This window comes from Bacillus altaicus (genome assembly GCF_042136375.2).
Classification (GTDB): domain Bacteria; phylum Bacillota; class Bacilli; order Bacillales; family Bacillaceae_G; genus Bacillus_A; species Bacillus_A cereus_U.
In genome coordinates this window covers 3,807,831-3,825,907 of sequence record NZ_CM143394.1, presented here as the reverse complement: position 1 = coordinate 3,825,907, position 18,077 = coordinate 3,807,831, and the positions used below count along the sequence as shown (strand labels likewise).

Genomic DNA, 18,077 nt, shown 5'->3' with positions numbered 1-18,077 from the left:
ATATGGCAGGGACAATATCTAATTATGGTGACAGACAGCAAATATGGAATTTAGGAAATAACATGATAGATACAAAGAAGTTAGTAGATTTAGAGTTACAAGCATTGGAAATGAAAAAATCACCATATACTACACAAAAACAAACGTTAACAAATGAAAACAAAGTGTATGCGAGCATGAAAAAAGAGTTTGCAAATTTTGTGCAAGTATTCAAAGATTTAAACACATTTAAAGGTGATGAAAAGAAAACAACTCTATCCAAAGATGGTTTTATGACAGCACAGGCGGATGCTGCTGCAATTCCTGGAACATACACAATTACAGTAGAGCGAGTAGCAGAAAGGCATCAAATAACTACAGCTCCACTTACTCCCCCAAAAACTCCTGAAGGTACGGAGCAAAAATTCAGTTTAGATTTAAAGCTTGGAGTAGATGATGTATTTCAGATAAATGGAAAAGAAGTTAAAATTTCGGAAGATATGACGTATAAAGATCTTGTCAATAAAATTAATAATGGAAATTATGGTGTATCCGTATACACATTAGGGGATCAACTATTTTTCACATCTACTATTGCAGGAAAAGAGGGAGAGCTGAAATTAACGGATGGTGCCAATGGCTTTTTACAAAATATAGGGCTGGTTACTTCTGCGAAAAATACGGATGGAACGAATGCCATTGCACATCAAGTGACAGGAGCAGTAAATGCAGAATATACAATAAATGGAATTAAAGGAACTAGTAAAACAAATAAGATTGATACAATTCCAGGATTAACTATTAACTTAGAAAAGGTAACTACAGAGCCAATTAAATTAACTATCGAAGATTCAGATATAAAAAATTCGATAGATTTAATCAAAAAAATGAAAGATGAGTATAATAACGCTGTTAAAAGTTTAGATTTGTTTTCTGGTGAAAATGGAGTAATGCAAGGGAATAATGTTTCATTTGCTATCAGTAATGCAATGACAAGCATTTTTAGATTTTCCCAAGATGATAAGTATTTATTTTCTTTTGGGATTCAAATTGATAAAACAGGAAATATGACTCTTGATGAAGAGAAATTGAAAATAGCTTTTAAAGAGAATCCAGAATCTACAAAACAATTTTTCTTTGGTTTTAATGGCATTGGTCATGATATAGATAAAAAGCTCGAGGGAATCTTTGGAGATGAAGGGATTATTGGAAAACGCTCTAAAAGTATTGAAAAGCAAGTAACTGATTTAGAGAGAAAAATTCAAGATATTGATACAATTAATAAGAAAAAACAAGAATCAATTATTGATAAATATGCAAAGTTGGAAAGCCAGCTAGCATTGCTTGATAGTCAGCTGCAGACAATCAAAGCAATGACAAAAACAAAAAGTGATGATTAATGAAAGCTGAGGAAGTGATTATATGCAAGCATGGCAACGTTATATGCAAAACGATATTATGACGAGTAATCCGATTAAAAATACAATATTTATTTATGAAAGATGTATCGTAGAGTTTCGTAAATTAGAAGAACTTTTAAATACATTTAAACTTCAAGAAGGAGACGACCTTCTTGAAAAGTTAGAACGTATATTTGAAGAGTTGAAGCTTCAATTAAATCCTGATATTTCGAAAGATTTATATGACAGTCTATTCGGTTTATACGATTGGATTAGCATTCAAATTCAAACGATGAAAGTAACGCGTGAAGCAAAAGACATTGATGCGATTGTACAAGTGTTACAAGATTTAATAGACGGTTACCGTGGAGCGCTCGAAAATGAACAATGATATTTATCGAACGTTTGTCAGTTGTTTTAATGGAATCGGTGAATTGCAGGTTTCAGATGAAGAATTTGCTGAGAAAAGTGAGATGTTAAATCGTTGGATGATGACATTGGATGAAGAAACGCGCGCAGATGTTGCAACGGAAGTTACCCCGTGGATTATTAAGGCAGCGCAGCATATTCGAGATAAGCAAAAGATTTTGGAAGAAATGATTATGGAAAATGATGGGAGAATGAAAGCTAATTCATTTTATGGTAAATATTAATGATAAAGTATGGAAACGGATTCCCCTTTTTAAAAGGGAATCCATTCCTTGTTTAAATAAAGAGTTCCGCTGATTGAGGTTTCACTTTATGCCTGTAATGAGAAAGTAATCTAAATAATATAAAAATTGAATTTGATTTGTATTTCATATATCGAAGTATTTCATGGATTACTACGTGTATACATTTTTTTGTATTCTTTTTTATATTTTTGTATTTTTCTAAAGACAACAATGGAAAAATGGAATAAAATATGTAAGGGTACATAATAGTTAATATTTTAATAAACACATATAAGAAAATAAATAATGAAGTGAAACTTCCATCAGTGGATCATTAAGGTAGAAAAGGAAGAGTGTGGAGTATGCCGGATTTAGTGAGTGATGTAAGCCATTATATGAATTATTTAGTGACGAAACGAAATACTGTTTCTAGTAATATTGCAAATGCGAATACGCCTGGCTATAAAGCAGAAGATGTAACATTTGCTGAGCAGATGAGTAAGAGTAGTGCGTTATATAAGAACAATGCGGCTGATTTAAAGAGTAATCCAGATTTATATCAAACGAATGAAATGCACTTACCGACAGTAAATATGAAAAATACATATGCAAAGATTCAAACGAAATCAATGCAAACGAATCAAGATGGAAATAGTGTGGATGTAACGACAGAAATGCTAGATTTAATGAAAGCAAATCAGTTATACGGTATTTCAATTAATGCAATTAATACACAATACGCAATTAACCAAGCAGCACGTGGACGTTAAAGGTAGAAGGAGAGACAACGATGTTTCAGGCAATCAATGCAAGTGGCTCAGGCCTAACTACAGCGAGAAAATGGATGGAAGTTACTTCTAACAATATCGTAAATGCAAATACGACGGGAGCACCGGGTGCAGAGCCGTATCACCGTCGAAGTGTGGTGTTAGAATCAAACAATAGTTTTGCAAGTATGCTAGATGGAGCTCCTACTAACGGAGTGAAAATAAAAAGTATTGAAACGGATCGAAATGAAAATCTTGTGTATGATCCGACGCATCCGCATGCAAATGAAGAAGGATATGTACGTTATCCGAACATTGATGTGACAGCTGAGATGACGAATGTAATGGTTGCTCAAAAAATGTATGAAGCAAATACAAGTGTATTAAATGCGAACAAAAAAATGCTCGATAAAGATTTAGAAATCGGCCGAGGATAAGAGGGAAGAGGGAAAATATGAAAATTCAACCAATGTTAAATACACAGCCATTTGGAGCGATTCAGCCGATTGGCACACAGAAAACTTCAGAAACATCTGTAGTTGAAGGCAAAAAGTTTATTGATTTATTGGAAGATATGAATCAAACGCAAAATAATGCCCAAACAGCAGTATATGATTTACTGACAAAAGGGGTAGGAGAAACGCATGACGTTTTAATTCAGCAGAAGAAAGCTGAATCACAAATGAAAACAGCTGCTCTCGTACGCGATAATCTTATTGAAAATTATAAGTCACTAATTAATATGCAAATTTAGGAAAATGGACGGGTGTATTTAAATGGAAAAGATAAAAAATGTTTTCCAATCGTTGAAAACGTGGCATAAGTTAGTGATTGGTGCTGCGCTTTTAGCGATTGCAACAGGAGCACTTTTATACTTCACCTTGCCAGATAAATATGTTGTTGTATATCAAAATTTAAATGATACAGATAAGCAAGAGATTACAGCAGAATTATCGAAGCTAGGTGTTGATTACCAATTAGCAGCCGATGGTTCGATTCGAGTGCAAAAGAACGATGCTCCATGGGTTCGAAAAGAAATGAATGGAATGGGCTTGCCGTTTAATTCAAAAAGCGGTGAGGAAATTCTATTAGAAAGCTCACTCGGTTCAAGTGAACAAGATAAGAAAATGAAGCAGATTGTCGGTACGAAAAAGCAATTGGAGCAAGATATTGTACGAAATTTTGCGACGATTGAAACGGCAAATGTGCAAATTACATTACCTGAAAAAGAAACAATTTTTGATGAAGAAAAAGCAAAAGGAACAGCGGCGATTACTGTTGGTGTGAAGCGTGGACAATTATTAACAGCTGATCAAGTTGCTGGTATACAGCAAATGATTAGTGCAGCCGTTCCAGGTGTGAAAGCAGAAGAAGTAAGTGTTATTGATAGTAAAAAAGGTATCATCTCAAAAGGAGCAGATGAAGCGCATTCTAACAGCTCCTCTTCTTATGAAAAGGAAGTAGAGATGCAGCATCAAATTGAAGGTAAATTAAAGCAAGATATTGACGCAACGTTAATGACGATGTTTAAATCAAATGAATATAAAGTGAATACGAAAGTGTCTGTAAACTACGATGAAGTTACACGTCAGTCAGAAAAATATGGCGATAAAGGTGTACTTCGCAGTAAACAAGAGCAAGAGGAAAGCTCTACTGCGCAAGAAGGAGCAGATACGAAGCAAGGTGCGGGTATTACAGCGAACGGTGAAGTGCCGAACTACGGTACGAACAATAATCAAAACGGTAAAGTTGTCTACGATAATAAAAATGGTAACAAAATTGAAAACTATGAAATAGATAAAACAGTTGAAACGATTAAGAAACATCCAGAATTAACAAAAACAAATGTTGTTGTATGGGTAGATAACGATACGTTAGTAAAACGAAAAATTGATATGACAACATTTAAAGAAGCGATTGGCACAGCAGCTGGGCTTCAAGCTGATCCGAATGGAAACTTTACAAACGGTCAAGTTAACGTTGTAACTGTTCAGTTCGACCAGCCGAAAGTTGAAAAAGAGAAAGAGCCAGAAAAAAGTGGTATGAACTGGTGGTTATTCGGTGGAATTACAGCTGGCTTGCTAGCACTAATTGGCCTAGTATGGTTCTTCTTAGCAAGACGTAAGAAAAAGAGAGAAGAAGAGGAATATGAAGAATACTTAGCAGAAGAGGAAGTTGCTGCTAGTAGTGAAAGTATTTTTGAAATTCCTGAAGAAAAAATAGTACCAGAACCAAAACCAGAGCCAGTAGAACCATCAGAGCCTACATTAGATGATCAAGTGCAGGAAGCTACGAAAGAGCATGTAGAAGGTACTGCAAAAGTAATTAAAAAATGGTTAAACGGACAGTAAGGGAGGAAAAACAATGTTAGATGAAATCTCCTCCAAAGAGAAAGCTGCCATCCTCATTCGTACATTAAACGAAGAGGTGGCAGCAAAAGTCATTGAATATATGACGGCTGAGGAAAAAGAAGTATTACTTCGTGAAATCGCGAAGTTTCGTGTATATAAACCAGAAACGTTAGAAAATGTATTAGGGGAGTTTTTGTATGAACTAAATGTAAAAGAATTGAATTTAGTAACTCCAGATAAAGAATACATTCGTCGTATATTTAAAAATATGCCAGAAGAAGATCTGGAAAAATTATTGGAAGACCTTTGGTACAACAAAGATAATCCATTTGAATTCTTAAATTCACTTACAGATTTAGAGCCACTGCTTACAGTGCTTAATGATGAATCGCCACAAACGATAGCGATTATTGCTTCTTATATTAAGCCGCAACTTGCTTCTCAATTAATTGAGAGATTACCAGATCATAAACGTGTAGAAACGGTAATGGGGATTGCAAAGCTTGAACAAGTAGATGGTGAATTAATTAATCAAATTGGTGAGTTATTAAAAGCAAAATTAAATAATATGGCATTTAGTGCTATTAATAAAACAGATGGATTGAAAACAATAGTGAACATTTTAAATAATGTTTCACGAGGTGTTGAAAAAACAGTCTTTCAAAAGTTGGATGAAGTCGATTATGCGTTATCTGAGAAAATTAAAGAAAATATGTTTGTCTTTGAAGACTTACTTGGTCTTGAAGATCTTGCGCTTCGCCGTGTATTAGAGGAAATTACAGATAACGGTGTTATCGCGAAAGCACTTAAAATTGCAAAAGAAGAAATTAAAGAGAAACTATTTACATGTATGTCTTCAAACCGTAGAGAGATGATTCTTGAAGAGTTAGATGGCTTAGGACCGCTTAAGATGACGGATGCTGAAAAAGCACAACAAACGATTACAGGTACGGTGAAAAAGTTAGAAAAAGAAGGAAGAATTATCGTTCAAAGAGGTGAAGATGATGTCCTTATTTAAAAACAGAATTCCGAAGAATTCTGTTTCTTTTTCTGAAGAAACGTATGAATTACAATTTCCGAAACCAGTATTAGTTCACATTGAAGAAGAGATACAAGTGGATCATGCAGAACTTCTTGCACAGCAAGATGCATTACATATTGAAATGAATCAGCTAAGGCAGCAGCAGCAAATGCTAGAACGAGAGCGTCAGCAGTTGTTGCAAGATAAAGAACAGTTTCAAATGCATATTCATGAACAAATGGAACAGATGGAAGCAGCGCGTATACAGTTTCAAAAAGAACAACAAGAAACAGCATACGAATGGACAGAGTTATTATGGAATCAATCTTTTCAGTTAGCAGAAAAAGTAGTGAATCAAGCGGTAGATTCGCGCTTATTAGACGTTTTGCCGATTTTAACAGGCATCGTGCAAACATTGCCTACTTCATTTGAAAAATTAATTATAACGGTTCATCCAGAAACATTTGAACGTATACAAGAAGAGAAAGAAAATACGAAAGAGTATTGGCTACTACAATTAGTAGAATGGAAGTATGATTTTTCTTTACAGTTTGGCGAATTTGTTCTGGAAGAAGAGAAAGAGTTTTTTGAATTTAAATTTGCACCGATATTTGCGAAGCTTCGTCATAAATGGGAAGAAGAGAAGTTGTTTGAGGAGCAAAACGTATGAACAACGAGCTAATGAATGAGCATAATAAATGGAATACATTTATTGAAACACCGTTTTATACGAAAGTTGGCAAAGTTCATAGTGTACAAGAGCAGTTTTTTGTAGCGAAAGGCCCAAAAGCGAAGATTGGAGATGTTTGTCTCGTTGGAGAGCATAGCGTCTTATGTGAAGTTATTGCAATTGAAAAAGAAAACAATATGTTACTCCCATTTGAACAGACAGAAAAAGTATGTTACGGAGATTTAGTTACATTAATTACAGAAGATGTCGTTGTTCCCCGTGGTAATCATTTACTTGGCAAAGTGTTAAGTGCAAATGGAAAAGTGTTAAACGAAGATGCCGAGAACATTCCACTGCAAAAAATAAAATTGGATGCACCGCCGATTCATGCATTTGAGCGTGAAGAAATTACAGATGTATTTGAAACGGGAATTAAATCAATTGATTCTATGTTAACGATTGGGATCGGTCAAAAGATAGGTATTTTTGCTGGATCAGGTGTTGGTAAATCTACTTTACTTGGAATGATTGCGAAAAACGCAAAAGCTGATATTAACGTTATAAGTTTAGTAGGTGAGCGTGGCCGGGAAGTAAAAGACTTTATTCGAAAAGAATTAGGCGAAGAAGGTATGAAAAAAAGCGTCGTTGTTGTAGCGACGTCAGATGAAAGTCATCTTATGCAACTCCGCGCTGCAAAGCTTGCAACATCAATTGCCGAATATTTCCGCGATCAAGGTAATAACGTACTACTTATGATGGATTCTGTTACACGCTTTGCTGACGCACGCCGAAGTGTTGATATTGCAGTAAAGGAATTACCAATCGGTGGTAAAACACTGTTAATGGAAAGTTATATGAAGAAGTTATTAGAGAGGTCAGGAAAAACACAAAAAGGATCCATAACAGGTATTTATACAGTACTCGTTGATGGTGACGATTTAAATGGTCCTGTACCAGATTTGGCGCGTGGTATTTTAGATGGACATATTGTATTAAAGCGTGAGCTTGCAACGCTTAGTCATTACCCTGCAATCTCTGTACTAGATTCGGTAAGTAGGATTATGGAAGAAATCGTATCGCCGAACCATTGGCAGGTTGCAAATGAAATGAGAAAAATTTTATCTATTTATAAAGAAAATGAATTGTATTTCAAATTAGGAACAATTCAAGAGAATGAAGAAAATGCCTATATTTTTGAATGTAAAAATAAAGTAGAAGGTATAAATACGTTTTTAAAACAAGGTCGAACGGATAGTTTTCATTTTGAAGATATTGTCCAAGCGATGCACCATATTGTATAAGACCTCATGCTCATGCCTTGGGGTCTTATTTTTTTGTTTTTTAATATTTCACAGATTTTTTTGTAAAAAAACTATATAATAGAAAAAGGTAACGTTATAATAGGAAGGAGCTATGAAAACAGGTGAATAAACAGCAGTACGACACGATTAAATTGCAGATTAATCAAGAGAAAGAACATATCTTGAAAGAAGTGTACGAACTAACAGCTGAAAAAAGAAAAATAGAACGAAAAAAAGAATATGATCTATATGTTGTGAAATCACGCAATAAGGTTGTACAAACGGGACAACGTATTATGGCTGGTATGCTGTCTTCACATACATTTTCACCTGAAAGAATAGAAGAATGGAATCGAAAAATTAAAAAAACAGAAGGTTTTATTCAAAAAAATGAAAGCCTTTTAGAGCAAATAAAAGAAAAAGAACGTGTCATTGATGAAATGTATCAAGAAGATTGTAAGAAGCTTGCGAAAGTAAAAGAAAAGCTGGAAGAAAAAATGCTTCTTGATTTAAAAATGTGTATGAACGGATGAGGTGGATGTAGTGATACAGTTTGTATTACCGGTGCAGCAAAGTTTACCTCCGCAAAAAGAAAAAGGGCTAGAAGTACAATCGAAAAATGAAAATTCTTCATTCGATAATACAATGAGAATTGAAAATAAAAAACAGCCGAAAACGGAGAAACCGAAACGAGAAGAAGCACCAGAAGAAGAGAAGCAAGAATATATTCTCGCAAAAAAAACGGTAACGAAAGAAGAGCCAATTGTAAAGAAAGAAGAAAAGAAAGAGACAGAACAATTATTACTAGCTGTATCTGAGCAGATGGTTGCAATTGAGCAATTGCGTGTGCAACCAGAATTGTTATATCAATACATACAAAAAATACAGGCGTTATATAAAGAATACGGAAATATTAAACTGAATGAATTGCCCGCAGCTGAATTACAGCAATTACAAGAGCTTTTTTCTAACATGAATATTAAAAATGCCATATGTTTAGAAGATACAATGCAAATGGTGCTAGACAAGGTGACGATGCCAGAGCAAACGTTGCAAGTATTAAAAGTCGTAGAAACAGAAACTTGTAATATCGCAAAGAAACAAGAGGAGTCCAAGGAAGTAGAACTCCAGAAAGCTGAAAGCGATGATGTGAAGTTAGAGTTACCAGAAGTCGATCAATTAAACGATTCAAGTTCGGCCGGAGCTGAATTATTAAATAAGGCAACGGGGACTGATCAAATAGGAAAACAAAATAGTGGAGCTGAGAAGGTTACATTACCTGACTTAGGCAAGAAAATGGAAGCACAAGTAGAGGCTCTGCAAAAGTTTGTAGTGAAACAAGAACGTGTTTTATTCCAGCTAAATCCAGAGAAACTTGGTTCATTAACTGTATTTATGAAAAAGCATGGAGATCAAATTGAAGTCCATGTAGAAATGGAAAAACACGATGCGAAAAAGCGTGTTGAAATAATTTTTGACGAATTGAAGCTGAAATTAAAAGAAAAAGAAATTAATATTCAAATAAGTTATTCAGAAAAAGATGAACAACGTAAAGAACAGCGAGAACAAGAGCAAAGACAAAAACAAAAATTAGCAAGTACGAAGCAAGAGAAACAAGAATCGAAAGAATTTGCAGGATTATTGGAGGAATAAAGCGTGCCAACAGTTGGATTAAACACAACGAGTACAAATCATATTCCATTGCAGGCAGGAGCGCAAAAAAGTAATGCACCTGTTAATGGTGTACAATCGCCAGTTCAACAAACAAACGGAGTATCAGAAAGTGCTCAAAAAACTCCTGGTGTAATGGGGAAAGACGATTTTCTAAAATTATTTTTATCGAGTTTCCAGCACCAAGATCCGTTCAATGCGATGGATATGAATCAAATGATGAATCAGACAGCGCAGTTATCTCTTATGGAACAAGTGCAGAATATGACAAAAGCAGTTGACTCTTTAAGAACGACGATGTATTCGACAGCGCTTGATGGTGGAATGAAATTTTTAGGGAAATACGTAAGAGGTATTGACGGTGAAGGGAACAAAGTAACTGGTCAAGTAGAGACAGTTCGCCTTGCAGAAAATAACGATGTACAGCTCGTTATTAATAATAAAGTAGTATCTCTTCGTTTCGTTGAAAGAGTGTCTGATAAACCGATTGGAGAAACGAATCCAGAAGATGCAAAGAAAGACGATCAAAAAGTAACTGAAGAAGTAAAAACTACAAATTCATAAGGAGTGTACATACGTTATGATTAAAGCGTTATATACAAGTATTACAGGAATGAACGCAACACAAAATGCATTAAGTGTAACTTCAAATAATATTGCCAATGCACAAACAGTTGGTTACAAAAAACAAAAAGCAATGTTTGATGATTTACTGTACAACAATTCAATTGGTTCAAAAGGTGACGATAGATACGCAGGGACGAATCCGAAAAGTATTGGTAACGGTGTGAAAATGAGCGGAACAGTTACAGACTATAGCGATGGTACAATTACGTTAACAGGTGGCAAAACACAAGCTGCGATGGAAGGTAATGGTTTCTTCGTAGTTGGTGATTCAAAAGGCGGCAACATGGAATTTACGCGTAAAGGTACGTTCGGGATATCTTCAGAGTATTATATTACGAACACAGAAGGGCAATATGTGTTCGCTTATCCAGCAGATCCAGCAACTGGTAATGTTAATTTATCTGGTATTCCAGGACCGTTGCAAATTCCGATGGGATCAGCAATCGGTGGCATTCGGACGTCAAAAGGCGTAATTGGAGGGAATATTCCAGCGGATGCAAAACAAATCACACAAGATTTACCTGTATATGATAATGCAGGGAATACATGGACAATGCGTGTAGAATTTAAACAAACGAGCGAACATAATTATACATATAAAGTACAGATGCGTAATGATTCGAAAAAAGAAACAGAGTTTCAGGATGTTCAAGGTGCAGGTGGTAATATGACATTTGATGCAGTAGGAAATCCAAATCAGCAAAATCCTGGAGCAGCTATTCCGTTTAATGGTGGAACAGTAAATTTAGATTTTAGTAAATTAACAAACCATCCGACAGATAAAACATTATCAGTAACAAACGTAGATGGTAGAGCGGCGGCGACTGTTAAAGATTGCTTTATTGCTGACGGTGGATATGTGATGGTAAAATATTCTGATGGAAGTATGAAATCTGCTGGTCAATTAGCTGTTGCGATGTTCCCGAATGAAGGCGGTTTGATGAAAACTGGAAATGGTAACTATACAGCGACGAATACAACTGGTATTTTAGCGTTAGGTGCATCTGGCCAAAACGGTGCAGGAAAAATACGTGGTGGTGCACAAGAAGGTGCAAACGTAGATTTATCTGTAGAATTCGTTGATTTAATGTTATACCAACGCGGATTCCAAGGAAATGCGAAAGTAATCAAAATTTCAGATGAAGTATTAAATGAAGTTGTGAACTTAATTCGATAATAAATCGTAAAGAAAAATTGTAACGTAGTAGAAAGGGTTTTATATTCGTATGACAAGACAAGAGCGAATTTTACAATTGCCTTTTTTCGAAAATAAACGTGAGCTTGCTGAGCAAGTGTTAAAAATAGAACGAGAAGAGCATGTATATTTACCAGATCAATTTGAAATCAAACAAGTGCCTCCATATTCGTTTGGTGAAAAACAAGCAATCATTGGCCGTATACACGAGTTTTATTTCGTAAGTATTGGTAGCGATAGTGTTTGGAAGTATCAACTGTTTAAAGATGAGATGAAGTGCCGTGAGTTTTTCGTTATGTTGCCTGATATTACGGATCAGCAGCTCGCTTTTTGGTTCAATAACATTGAGCTGTTGAAGGGGGCTTAAAATCTCTTAAAAGCTTTCTTTTAGGTTTTGAGAGAGGGCCTAGCGATGAGTAGTAGCGGTTAGTGCCTATGAGTGGCTCGCGGATTGTGAGAACAGAGATATGGAGTGGTTCTAGGTTAGTTGAAGAGGGGCGAGGACCTAGCTGAGTGTAGTAGAGGTCAGTTGCCTATGAGCGGCTCGTACATTGTAAGACGAGAGGTGTGGAGTGGTTCTAAGGTAGTTGAAGAGGCCAAAAGCCAAGTGTTTAGGTGGTGCCTCTGCACTTTTGGGAGAGAGGATTTATCCGAGTCTAGAAGCATTGATTTGAAATAGATTTAGATTAATTAAGATATTGTACAATTAGACTAAGTTTATATAAAAGGAGAGGTGAGGAGGATGGCGCAGAATAAGTATCGCGTTACATTCATTTCGCCAAGTGAGGTTGAGCAACGTACTGTAATGGCGGCGAGTAGTTTACCTAATTTAATACGTCAAGTAGAGAGTATTATTGCAGATCCGAACGGTTATTTTGTAAATGATAAAAAAAATAATTGCTATTTTAAAGTTATTAAAGAAAATGTTACGTATATTCAATATGAGTTACTATTTTCTGATAAGGAAATTCACATTGAAAAATTAAAGCATATGGCGCCTAGTGTACTGAAGAAATTATTTGAGAAAATAAATGATCCTGAACTATACGCTCTTTCGCTTATCGATGTTGATATAGCGACGAAAGAATATGTGCTAGGAGAAATGGGTCCAGAGCTAAGAATGAGAGTGGAAACAGAGCTTTCAAAAAAATGGGAAGCGATGCCGACAGAAATTGTAGGAGCACAAGAAGTGTTACTAGAGGCACTTGCTTCGTTTATACAAGATTAAGTTTTACCGGTAGTATTTCTACTTTAAAACTGTGAGGATCACTCAACTATCTATATTTTTCATATAGGTAGTTGACTTTTGGGGTTTAATAAAGCTTAATAATTAGATATACGGAATTAACGGAAGGGGAGCGACACCTTTATGTCACAAGCACAAAGTATTTTATTAGAAAGCGGAACAAACGAATTAGAAATCGTAACGTACACTGTTGGTGAAAATTTATTTAGTATTAATGTAATGAAAGTGCGTGAAATTATTAATCCATTCCCTGTTACAACTGTGCCAGAATCTCATCATGCAGTTGAAGGTGTTGTTCAAGTACGTGGTGAAATTTTACCTGTTATTAACTTAGCAACGGCTCTTAATTTAAAATCTATAAAACCACTTGATCAAACGAAATTTATTATTTCAGAATTAAACCAAATGAAAGTTATTTTCCGTGTTGATGAAGTGCATCGTATTCAACGTATTTCATGGGAACAAATTGATGAACCAGCTTCATTATCTATGGGACTAGAAGAAACGACGTCTGGAATTGTAAAGCTAGATGGGAAAATTATCTTACTGTTAGATTATGAAAAAATTGTTTGCGAAATTAGTAACACTGGTTATGACAATAAAACACTTTCAGGATTAGAGCAAAAAACAGATCGCGCTGAAAAAGTTATTTATATTGCAGAAGATTCAGCGATGCTTCGTCAAGTACTAGAAGAAACATTATCATCAGCTGGATATACGAAAATGAACTTCTTCAGTAATGGTGCTGAAGCATTAGCTCAAATTGAAAAATTAGCAAAAGAGCAAGTTGAAAGAATGTATGAGCATATTCACCTACTTATTACAGATATTGAAATGCCGAAAATGGATGGACACCATTTAACGAAAGTAATTAAAGATAGTGAAGTAATGAATCAATTACCAGTCATTATTTTCTCTTCATTAATTACAAATGAATTATTCCATAAAGGTGAAGCGGTAGGAGCGAATGCTCAAGTAAGTAAGCCAGATATTCAAGAGTTAATTGGGTTAGTTGATAAGTTAGTGTTGTAAAAAAGTTTTGAAAAGCTCTTTTTTAGTTGGGAGAGAGGCTCCAGCCAAGAGAGGAAGCGGTTAGTACTTAAAAGTGCCCTGTGCGTAGTAAGAACAGAGATATGAAGTGGGTTTTAGGTAAGTTAAAGAAGAGGGAGGCCGAGTTGTTGATGAACAGGCTTAAATTCTTTTCTTATTAGCTAAAATTGAGGAACTAGCCATTGTAGTAGTACTGGTTAGTTCCTTTTTAGTATCCCATGTTCTATAAAGGCAGAAAAATTGAACGTTTCTAATGTAGTCGCGGCTGTGTATATTCATAGTTTCTTTCGTCTTTTTAGTTGTTTTTATATTTGGAAATATAGATAGGTTTAATTGTTTTTTCTCATCTTTACTACTTGAAAATATAAGAGATAATGTCACTGGATTGTAGAGTGAGATTTCGTGATAGCGCAAACTTTTTCGGTGAAATCAAATTGGAAATACCATATAATATAATTAAACATATTTTATCGATATAATATTATGTTGTATTGCATTTTTTAATATTTTCTCAAAAATTTTTTCTATTATTTATAGACTTTTCATACCTTTTTGTATGTTAATTATTTGACAGATAATTTCGAAATGTTATAATATGGATATGTGGAAATTTCTATTTTCTTAAAAGACATGGGAGTCCGATGAGAATTGTGAAAGGATGAGGGGAGTGGCACAGATTATGTATCACCACACAGCAATCAATGTATTAAATCTTTTACAAAACATGTCAAATAATAAAACGAACGATAGGAAATTAGACGCGGAATTCAAAAAAATAGAGAAAGAATTCCGAATAAGGTATGAAGAGCTAATTGATTTATATAATAGAATGGTATTATTTCAAATAGATATAGAAAAAAATGGCGGTATGCGAGTATATGAAAAATCAACGATTACATGGTTGAAGTCTGAACTAGAACTACTGTATGAAGTATATCAATTTTGCCAACGTCACGGTTTAAACATCGCAAATATTTCAAAATATGTTAGTAAAAATGAATTGAATCTTTTTCCGAAAACGGAAAGCCAATTACAAAATACGTATTATAAATTAAAAAAACAAGAGATGCCGTTTGAAAATATTGAAAAACAAAAACCGGGGCGAAAACGAAAATATATATCTGTAAAAGAGACGATTGCTGAGACGAAACAAGAAAGCAAATGGGAAGTAAAAGAAGATGTTCGAGGTGAAGAGGATGAAAAAAGCCTCGTAACAGTTATATCGGGTATCGTTGACAACTTTGAAACAATTAGTCAATGTAATGAAAAGAAAGAACACGAATTGCATCAGTTCATGGCGGGGATTTATAAGCTTTCTAGCATGGCTGCCGAGCGTTCGAAAGATGAAAAAAACGCACGTGGTCTTGAAGGTGAATTACATTCATTACGAGCTGAAAATGAAAGATTAAAACGAGAGAAGGAAGAACTCGTTCATGATATTAAAGAGATGACGCATCATTTAATTCATTTCATTACGAGCTCTGATATCGATCAAATTCGTACATTGCCTTACTTCGTAAAAGAATGCAAACAAGATCTACATAAGCTAGGGTTATATAACGCTCAAGACGGAAAAATGAAAATTATGGTTGACCGTAGTGGACAAGTTATGACCGTAACACAATAAAAAAATTGGGTACAAAACAAAAGGGAGATACATAGTGTATATGTATTTCCCTTTTGTTTTGTATGGAATCATTTCGGGCAGAGGAAAAGTTATAATTAATTTTAGTAAATCAAAAATTTGTACAAAAGGAAGGAGCTAGGTCTTACTTTGTAGTATTGTGATCCGAAAAATACTGGGAATATGCGTATTGTCACTGTGAAAGGGCTTAATACATAATGATTTTAAAGATAAACCGACTCTTCCTCAATATTTAACTGATTTAATTGAGGTGAATAAGTTGTATAATCGTACAGTTGTTATTACATTTCATCAACAAACTTTTAATACGGAGAATTGAAGAGTAAAGTAGGATTCCAAAGCATAGCCAAAAAGGTGGCTGTTATAAGTTATTTGCCTACCAAAATAATCAATATTTGTTTAAAATATAAGATTACTATTTTATTATACCGAGTAATTATTCACATTATATAATAATTACTTACTACATAATTAACATGGTTATCTTACAAAAATGTAAGGTTTTTTTAATTGACACTCGTACATATAAGTAACTATACTGGTTACACGACGTTGGTGAATATATTTAATAGTCTCTGTCTATAAGTGTATGTCTCAGGATTCTTTTTGGAATAATAGTTAGATTTAAATTTATTATCTGTAATATAGTGATAATACCTATTTAATCTATTCTTTATTCTAGGTCGTATTATTTAAAGATTAACTATAAATGATATATTTACCAAGTTGTAATAATTTTTTAGAGGTGTTACATTTTGAAATACAAATTAATTGCTACAGGAATTCTTGCTGGAAGTCTACTATCCTATTCATCTAGTGCATTTGCAAATACTCATAAATTCCCAGATGTTCCTGCATGGGCTGACAAATCCGTTAATTATTTAGTTGATAAAAAAGTATTGAGTGGTTATCCAGATGGAACTTTTGGTTCAAGTGATACATTAGATAGGGCTTCTGCGGCAACAATTATGACAAAGGCCCTTGGTATACATATTGACTTAAATGCAAAACCATCTTTTACAGATTCACAAAACCACTGGGGAACGCCGTATATTGCCGCAGCTGAAAAAGCAGGAATAATTAAAGGTGAAGGAAATGGAATATTTAATCCTTCTGGAAAAGTTACTCGTGCTGCTATGGCTACAATGCTAGTGAATGCATATAAACTACAAAATATAAGCACTAGCAATGGACAAAGTAAATTTGAAGATTTAAAAGGACATTGGGGTGAAAAATTCGCCAATATTTTAATTGATTTAAAAATTTCAGTTGGTACAGATAACGGCTGGCAACCAAATAAATTCATAACACGTGCAGAAGCCGCACAACTTACTGCCAAAACAGATACCCTTCAATCCAGTCCGAAAAATCCTTTAGAAAATAAAACAATCATTATTGATCCTGGACATGGTGGCGAAGATCCTGGAAAAGCCACAAAGGGATTGCCTGAAAGTAAAATTGTATTAGACACTTCCTTACGCCTACAACAATTGCTTGAAAAACATACACCATTTACAGTTTTATTAACTCGTGAATCTGATACTAGACCTGGACATGATCAAAAAAGCTCTTTACAGGAACGTGTTAAATTTGCTAAGCAAAATGAGGGGGATATCTTTATAAGTATTCATGCAAATGCTTATAATGGTAATGCAAAAGGGACAGAAACATACTATTATAAATCTTCTGAATCCGAAAAAACAAATCCTCATGTGGAAGAAAGTCATGTGTTAGCGGAAAAAATCCAAGCACGTTTAGTAGAGGCCCTTCAAACACGTGATAGAGGCGTTAAACATGGAGATCTTCATGTTATAAGAGAAAACGGCATGCCAGCTGTGTTAACGGAACTGGCTTTTATAGATAATGGTATCGATTACAGTAAACTATCTACGGCAAACGGTAGACAGATTGCAGCACAAGCCATTTATGGAGGGATTTTAGATTATTATGAATGGAAAGGAAATAATGTATCTGAATATAGGTTGAAATAAGTAAAAGGGAATTTAGTAATTCTAGGAATAAGTAATTTATAAATTGCTAAAGTATAATTTTGTTATTTGTAATGTGTTTTAGTTTTATAGTGTATACTGGCGCCGACTTATTAAGGATTATAAATAAGTCGGTGTTTAAGTTAGCGTACTTAATGAATACTATAGAAGTTATGAAGAAAAAAAGATAAATAGATAGGGGCATACACCTACATTCATTATGTTTACGTGAAATTTTAATTTGAAAATAGTTAAGTTATATGATTCAGATGGGCAGTAGCTAATGAGTTCAAAGAAAACATTCTTTGAACTCATTAGCTATTAAATAAACTTGTTACATAAATAGTTCGTATAATAATAATTGATAGTGTTAAGGACATAGCTGTTCATATTTTTTGAAATTCCTGTTATGGAATTATTAAATATTTACAGGTGTAATGTAAGGCTGCTTTATTTTGAAAGAAATCTTTTGAAATGGCCATAATATGAATAATAATTAGAAACAAATTTTTG

The 18,077-nt window shown here is 34.4% G+C and carries 19 protein-coding genes and 1 pseudogene; all 20 read left to right on the top strand.

Annotated elements, in window-relative coordinates; genetic code table 11:
* Positions 1–2: 2 nt before the first annotated feature.
* Entirely contained in the window at positions 3–1,379 is a 1,377-nt protein-coding gene (locus tag ACE38F_RS19745) for a flagellar hook-associated protein 2 (RefSeq protein WP_012260664.1), read from the top strand.
* A 22-nt stretch (positions 1,380–1,401) separates the two neighbouring features.
* Positions 1,402–1,770 carry a flagellar export chaperone FliS gene (locus tag ACE38F_RS19740; protein WP_012260665.1) on the top strand — a complete coding sequence of 123 codons (369 nt, stop codon included), beginning with the start codon at positions 1,402–1,404 and terminating at the stop codon, positions 1,768–1,770.
* A complete protein-coding gene (locus ACE38F_RS19735) occupies positions 1,760–2,032 on the top strand; it encodes a hypothetical protein (protein ID WP_002135383.1) in 273 nt (90 codons plus the stop codon). The genes ACE38F_RS19740 and ACE38F_RS19735 overlap by 11 nt, the downstream gene beginning before the upstream one ends.
* A 362-nt stretch (positions 2,033–2,394) precedes the next feature.
* Positions 2,395–2,802 carry a flagellar basal body rod protein FlgB gene (gene flgB, locus ACE38F_RS19730; RefSeq protein WP_002135385.1) on the top strand — a complete coding sequence of 136 codons (408 nt, stop codon included), beginning with the start codon at positions 2,395–2,397 and terminating at the stop codon, positions 2,800–2,802.
* A gap of 20 nt (positions 2,803–2,822) precedes the next feature.
* On the top strand, positions 2,823–3,236 hold the full coding sequence (flgC, locus tag ACE38F_RS19725; RefSeq protein WP_002030933.1) for a flagellar basal body rod protein FlgC: 414 nt from the start codon (positions 2,823–2,825) through the stop codon (positions 3,234–3,236).
* Between the two features lie 17 nt (positions 3,237–3,253).
* Positions 3,254–3,553: a flagellar hook-basal body complex protein FliE gene (gene fliE, locus ACE38F_RS19720; protein WP_002064631.1), complete on the top strand. Its 300-nt coding sequence runs from the start codon at positions 3,254–3,256 to the stop codon at positions 3,551–3,553.
* A 22-nt stretch (positions 3,554–3,575) separates the two neighbouring features.
* Entirely contained in the window at positions 3,576–5,150 is a 1,575-nt protein-coding gene (gene fliF / locus ACE38F_RS19715) for a flagellar basal-body MS-ring/collar protein FliF (RefSeq protein WP_012260667.1), read from the top strand.
* Positions 5,151–5,163: 13 nt separating this feature from the next.
* Positions 5,164–6,168 carry a flagellar motor switch protein FliG gene (locus ACE38F_RS19710; RefSeq protein WP_002012042.1) on the top strand — a complete coding sequence of 335 codons (1,005 nt, stop codon included), beginning with the start codon at positions 5,164–5,166 and terminating at the stop codon, positions 6,166–6,168.
* Complete coding sequence (locus ACE38F_RS19705) at positions 6,155–6,841, top strand: FliH/SctL family protein (protein WP_375369742.1); 687 nt, start codon at positions 6,155–6,157, stop codon at positions 6,839–6,841. Before ACE38F_RS19710 ends, ACE38F_RS19705 begins: the two co-directional genes overlap by 14 nt.
* Positions 6,838–8,142, top strand: a complete 1,305-nt coding sequence (gene fliI, locus ACE38F_RS19700) for a flagellar protein export ATPase FliI (protein WP_016119939.1) — start codon at positions 6,838–6,840, stop codon at positions 8,140–8,142. The genes ACE38F_RS19705 and fliI overlap by 4 nt, the downstream gene beginning before the upstream one ends.
* Positions 8,143–8,264: 122 nt before the next feature.
* Positions 8,265–8,675: a hypothetical protein gene (locus ACE38F_RS19695; RefSeq protein ID WP_012260670.1), complete on the top strand. Its 411-nt coding sequence runs from the start codon at positions 8,265–8,267 to the stop codon at positions 8,673–8,675.
* Positions 8,676–8,685: 10 nt separating this feature from the next.
* The gene (locus tag ACE38F_RS19690; protein WP_016119940.1) at positions 8,686–9,795 is read left to right on the top strand and encodes a flagellar hook-length control protein FliK; all 1,110 of its coding nucleotides are present in this window, start codon (positions 8,686–8,688) and stop codon (positions 9,793–9,795) included.
* Between the two features lie 3 nt (positions 9,796–9,798).
* A complete protein-coding gene (locus ACE38F_RS19685) occupies positions 9,799–10,377 on the top strand; it encodes a flagellar hook assembly protein FlgD (protein WP_002086480.1) in 579 nt (192 codons plus the stop codon).
* A 16-nt stretch (positions 10,378–10,393) separates the two neighbouring features.
* A complete protein-coding gene (locus ACE38F_RS19680) occupies positions 10,394–11,617 on the top strand; it encodes a flagellar hook protein FlgE (RefSeq protein ID WP_088031640.1) in 1,224 nt (407 codons plus the stop codon).
* Positions 11,618–11,666: 49 nt separating this feature from the next.
* The gene (locus ACE38F_RS19675; protein WP_002012031.1) at positions 11,667–12,002 is read left to right on the top strand and encodes a DUF3964 family protein; all 336 of its coding nucleotides are present in this window, start codon (positions 11,667–11,669) and stop codon (positions 12,000–12,002) included.
* A gap of 375 nt (positions 12,003–12,377) precedes the next feature.
* Positions 12,378–12,863 carry a hypothetical protein gene (locus tag ACE38F_RS19670; RefSeq protein WP_012260675.1) on the top strand — a complete coding sequence of 162 codons (486 nt, stop codon included), beginning with the start codon at positions 12,378–12,380 and terminating at the stop codon, positions 12,861–12,863.
* 141 nt (positions 12,864–13,004) lie between these two features.
* Positions 13,005–13,913 (top strand): chemotaxis protein, encoded by a 909-nt coding sequence (locus ACE38F_RS19665; RefSeq protein WP_215555854.1) that lies wholly within the window; start codon positions 13,005–13,007, stop codon positions 13,911–13,913.
* Between the two features lie 697 nt (positions 13,914–14,610).
* Entirely contained in the window at positions 14,611–15,558 is a 948-nt protein-coding gene (locus ACE38F_RS19660) for a DNA-binding domain-containing protein (protein WP_215556573.1), read from the top strand.
* 95 nt (positions 15,559–15,653) lie between these two features.
* Positions 15,654–15,883: pseudogene (locus ACE38F_RS19655) on the top strand (Ger(x)C family spore germination protein); the annotation flags it as partial.
* Between the two features lie 448 nt (positions 15,884–16,331).
* Positions 16,332–17,567, top strand: a complete 1,236-nt coding sequence (locus tag ACE38F_RS19650) for an N-acetylmuramoyl-L-alanine amidase (protein WP_375369741.1) — start codon at positions 16,332–16,334, stop codon at positions 17,565–17,567.
* The last annotated feature ends 510 nt before the right edge of the window (positions 17,568–18,077 follow it).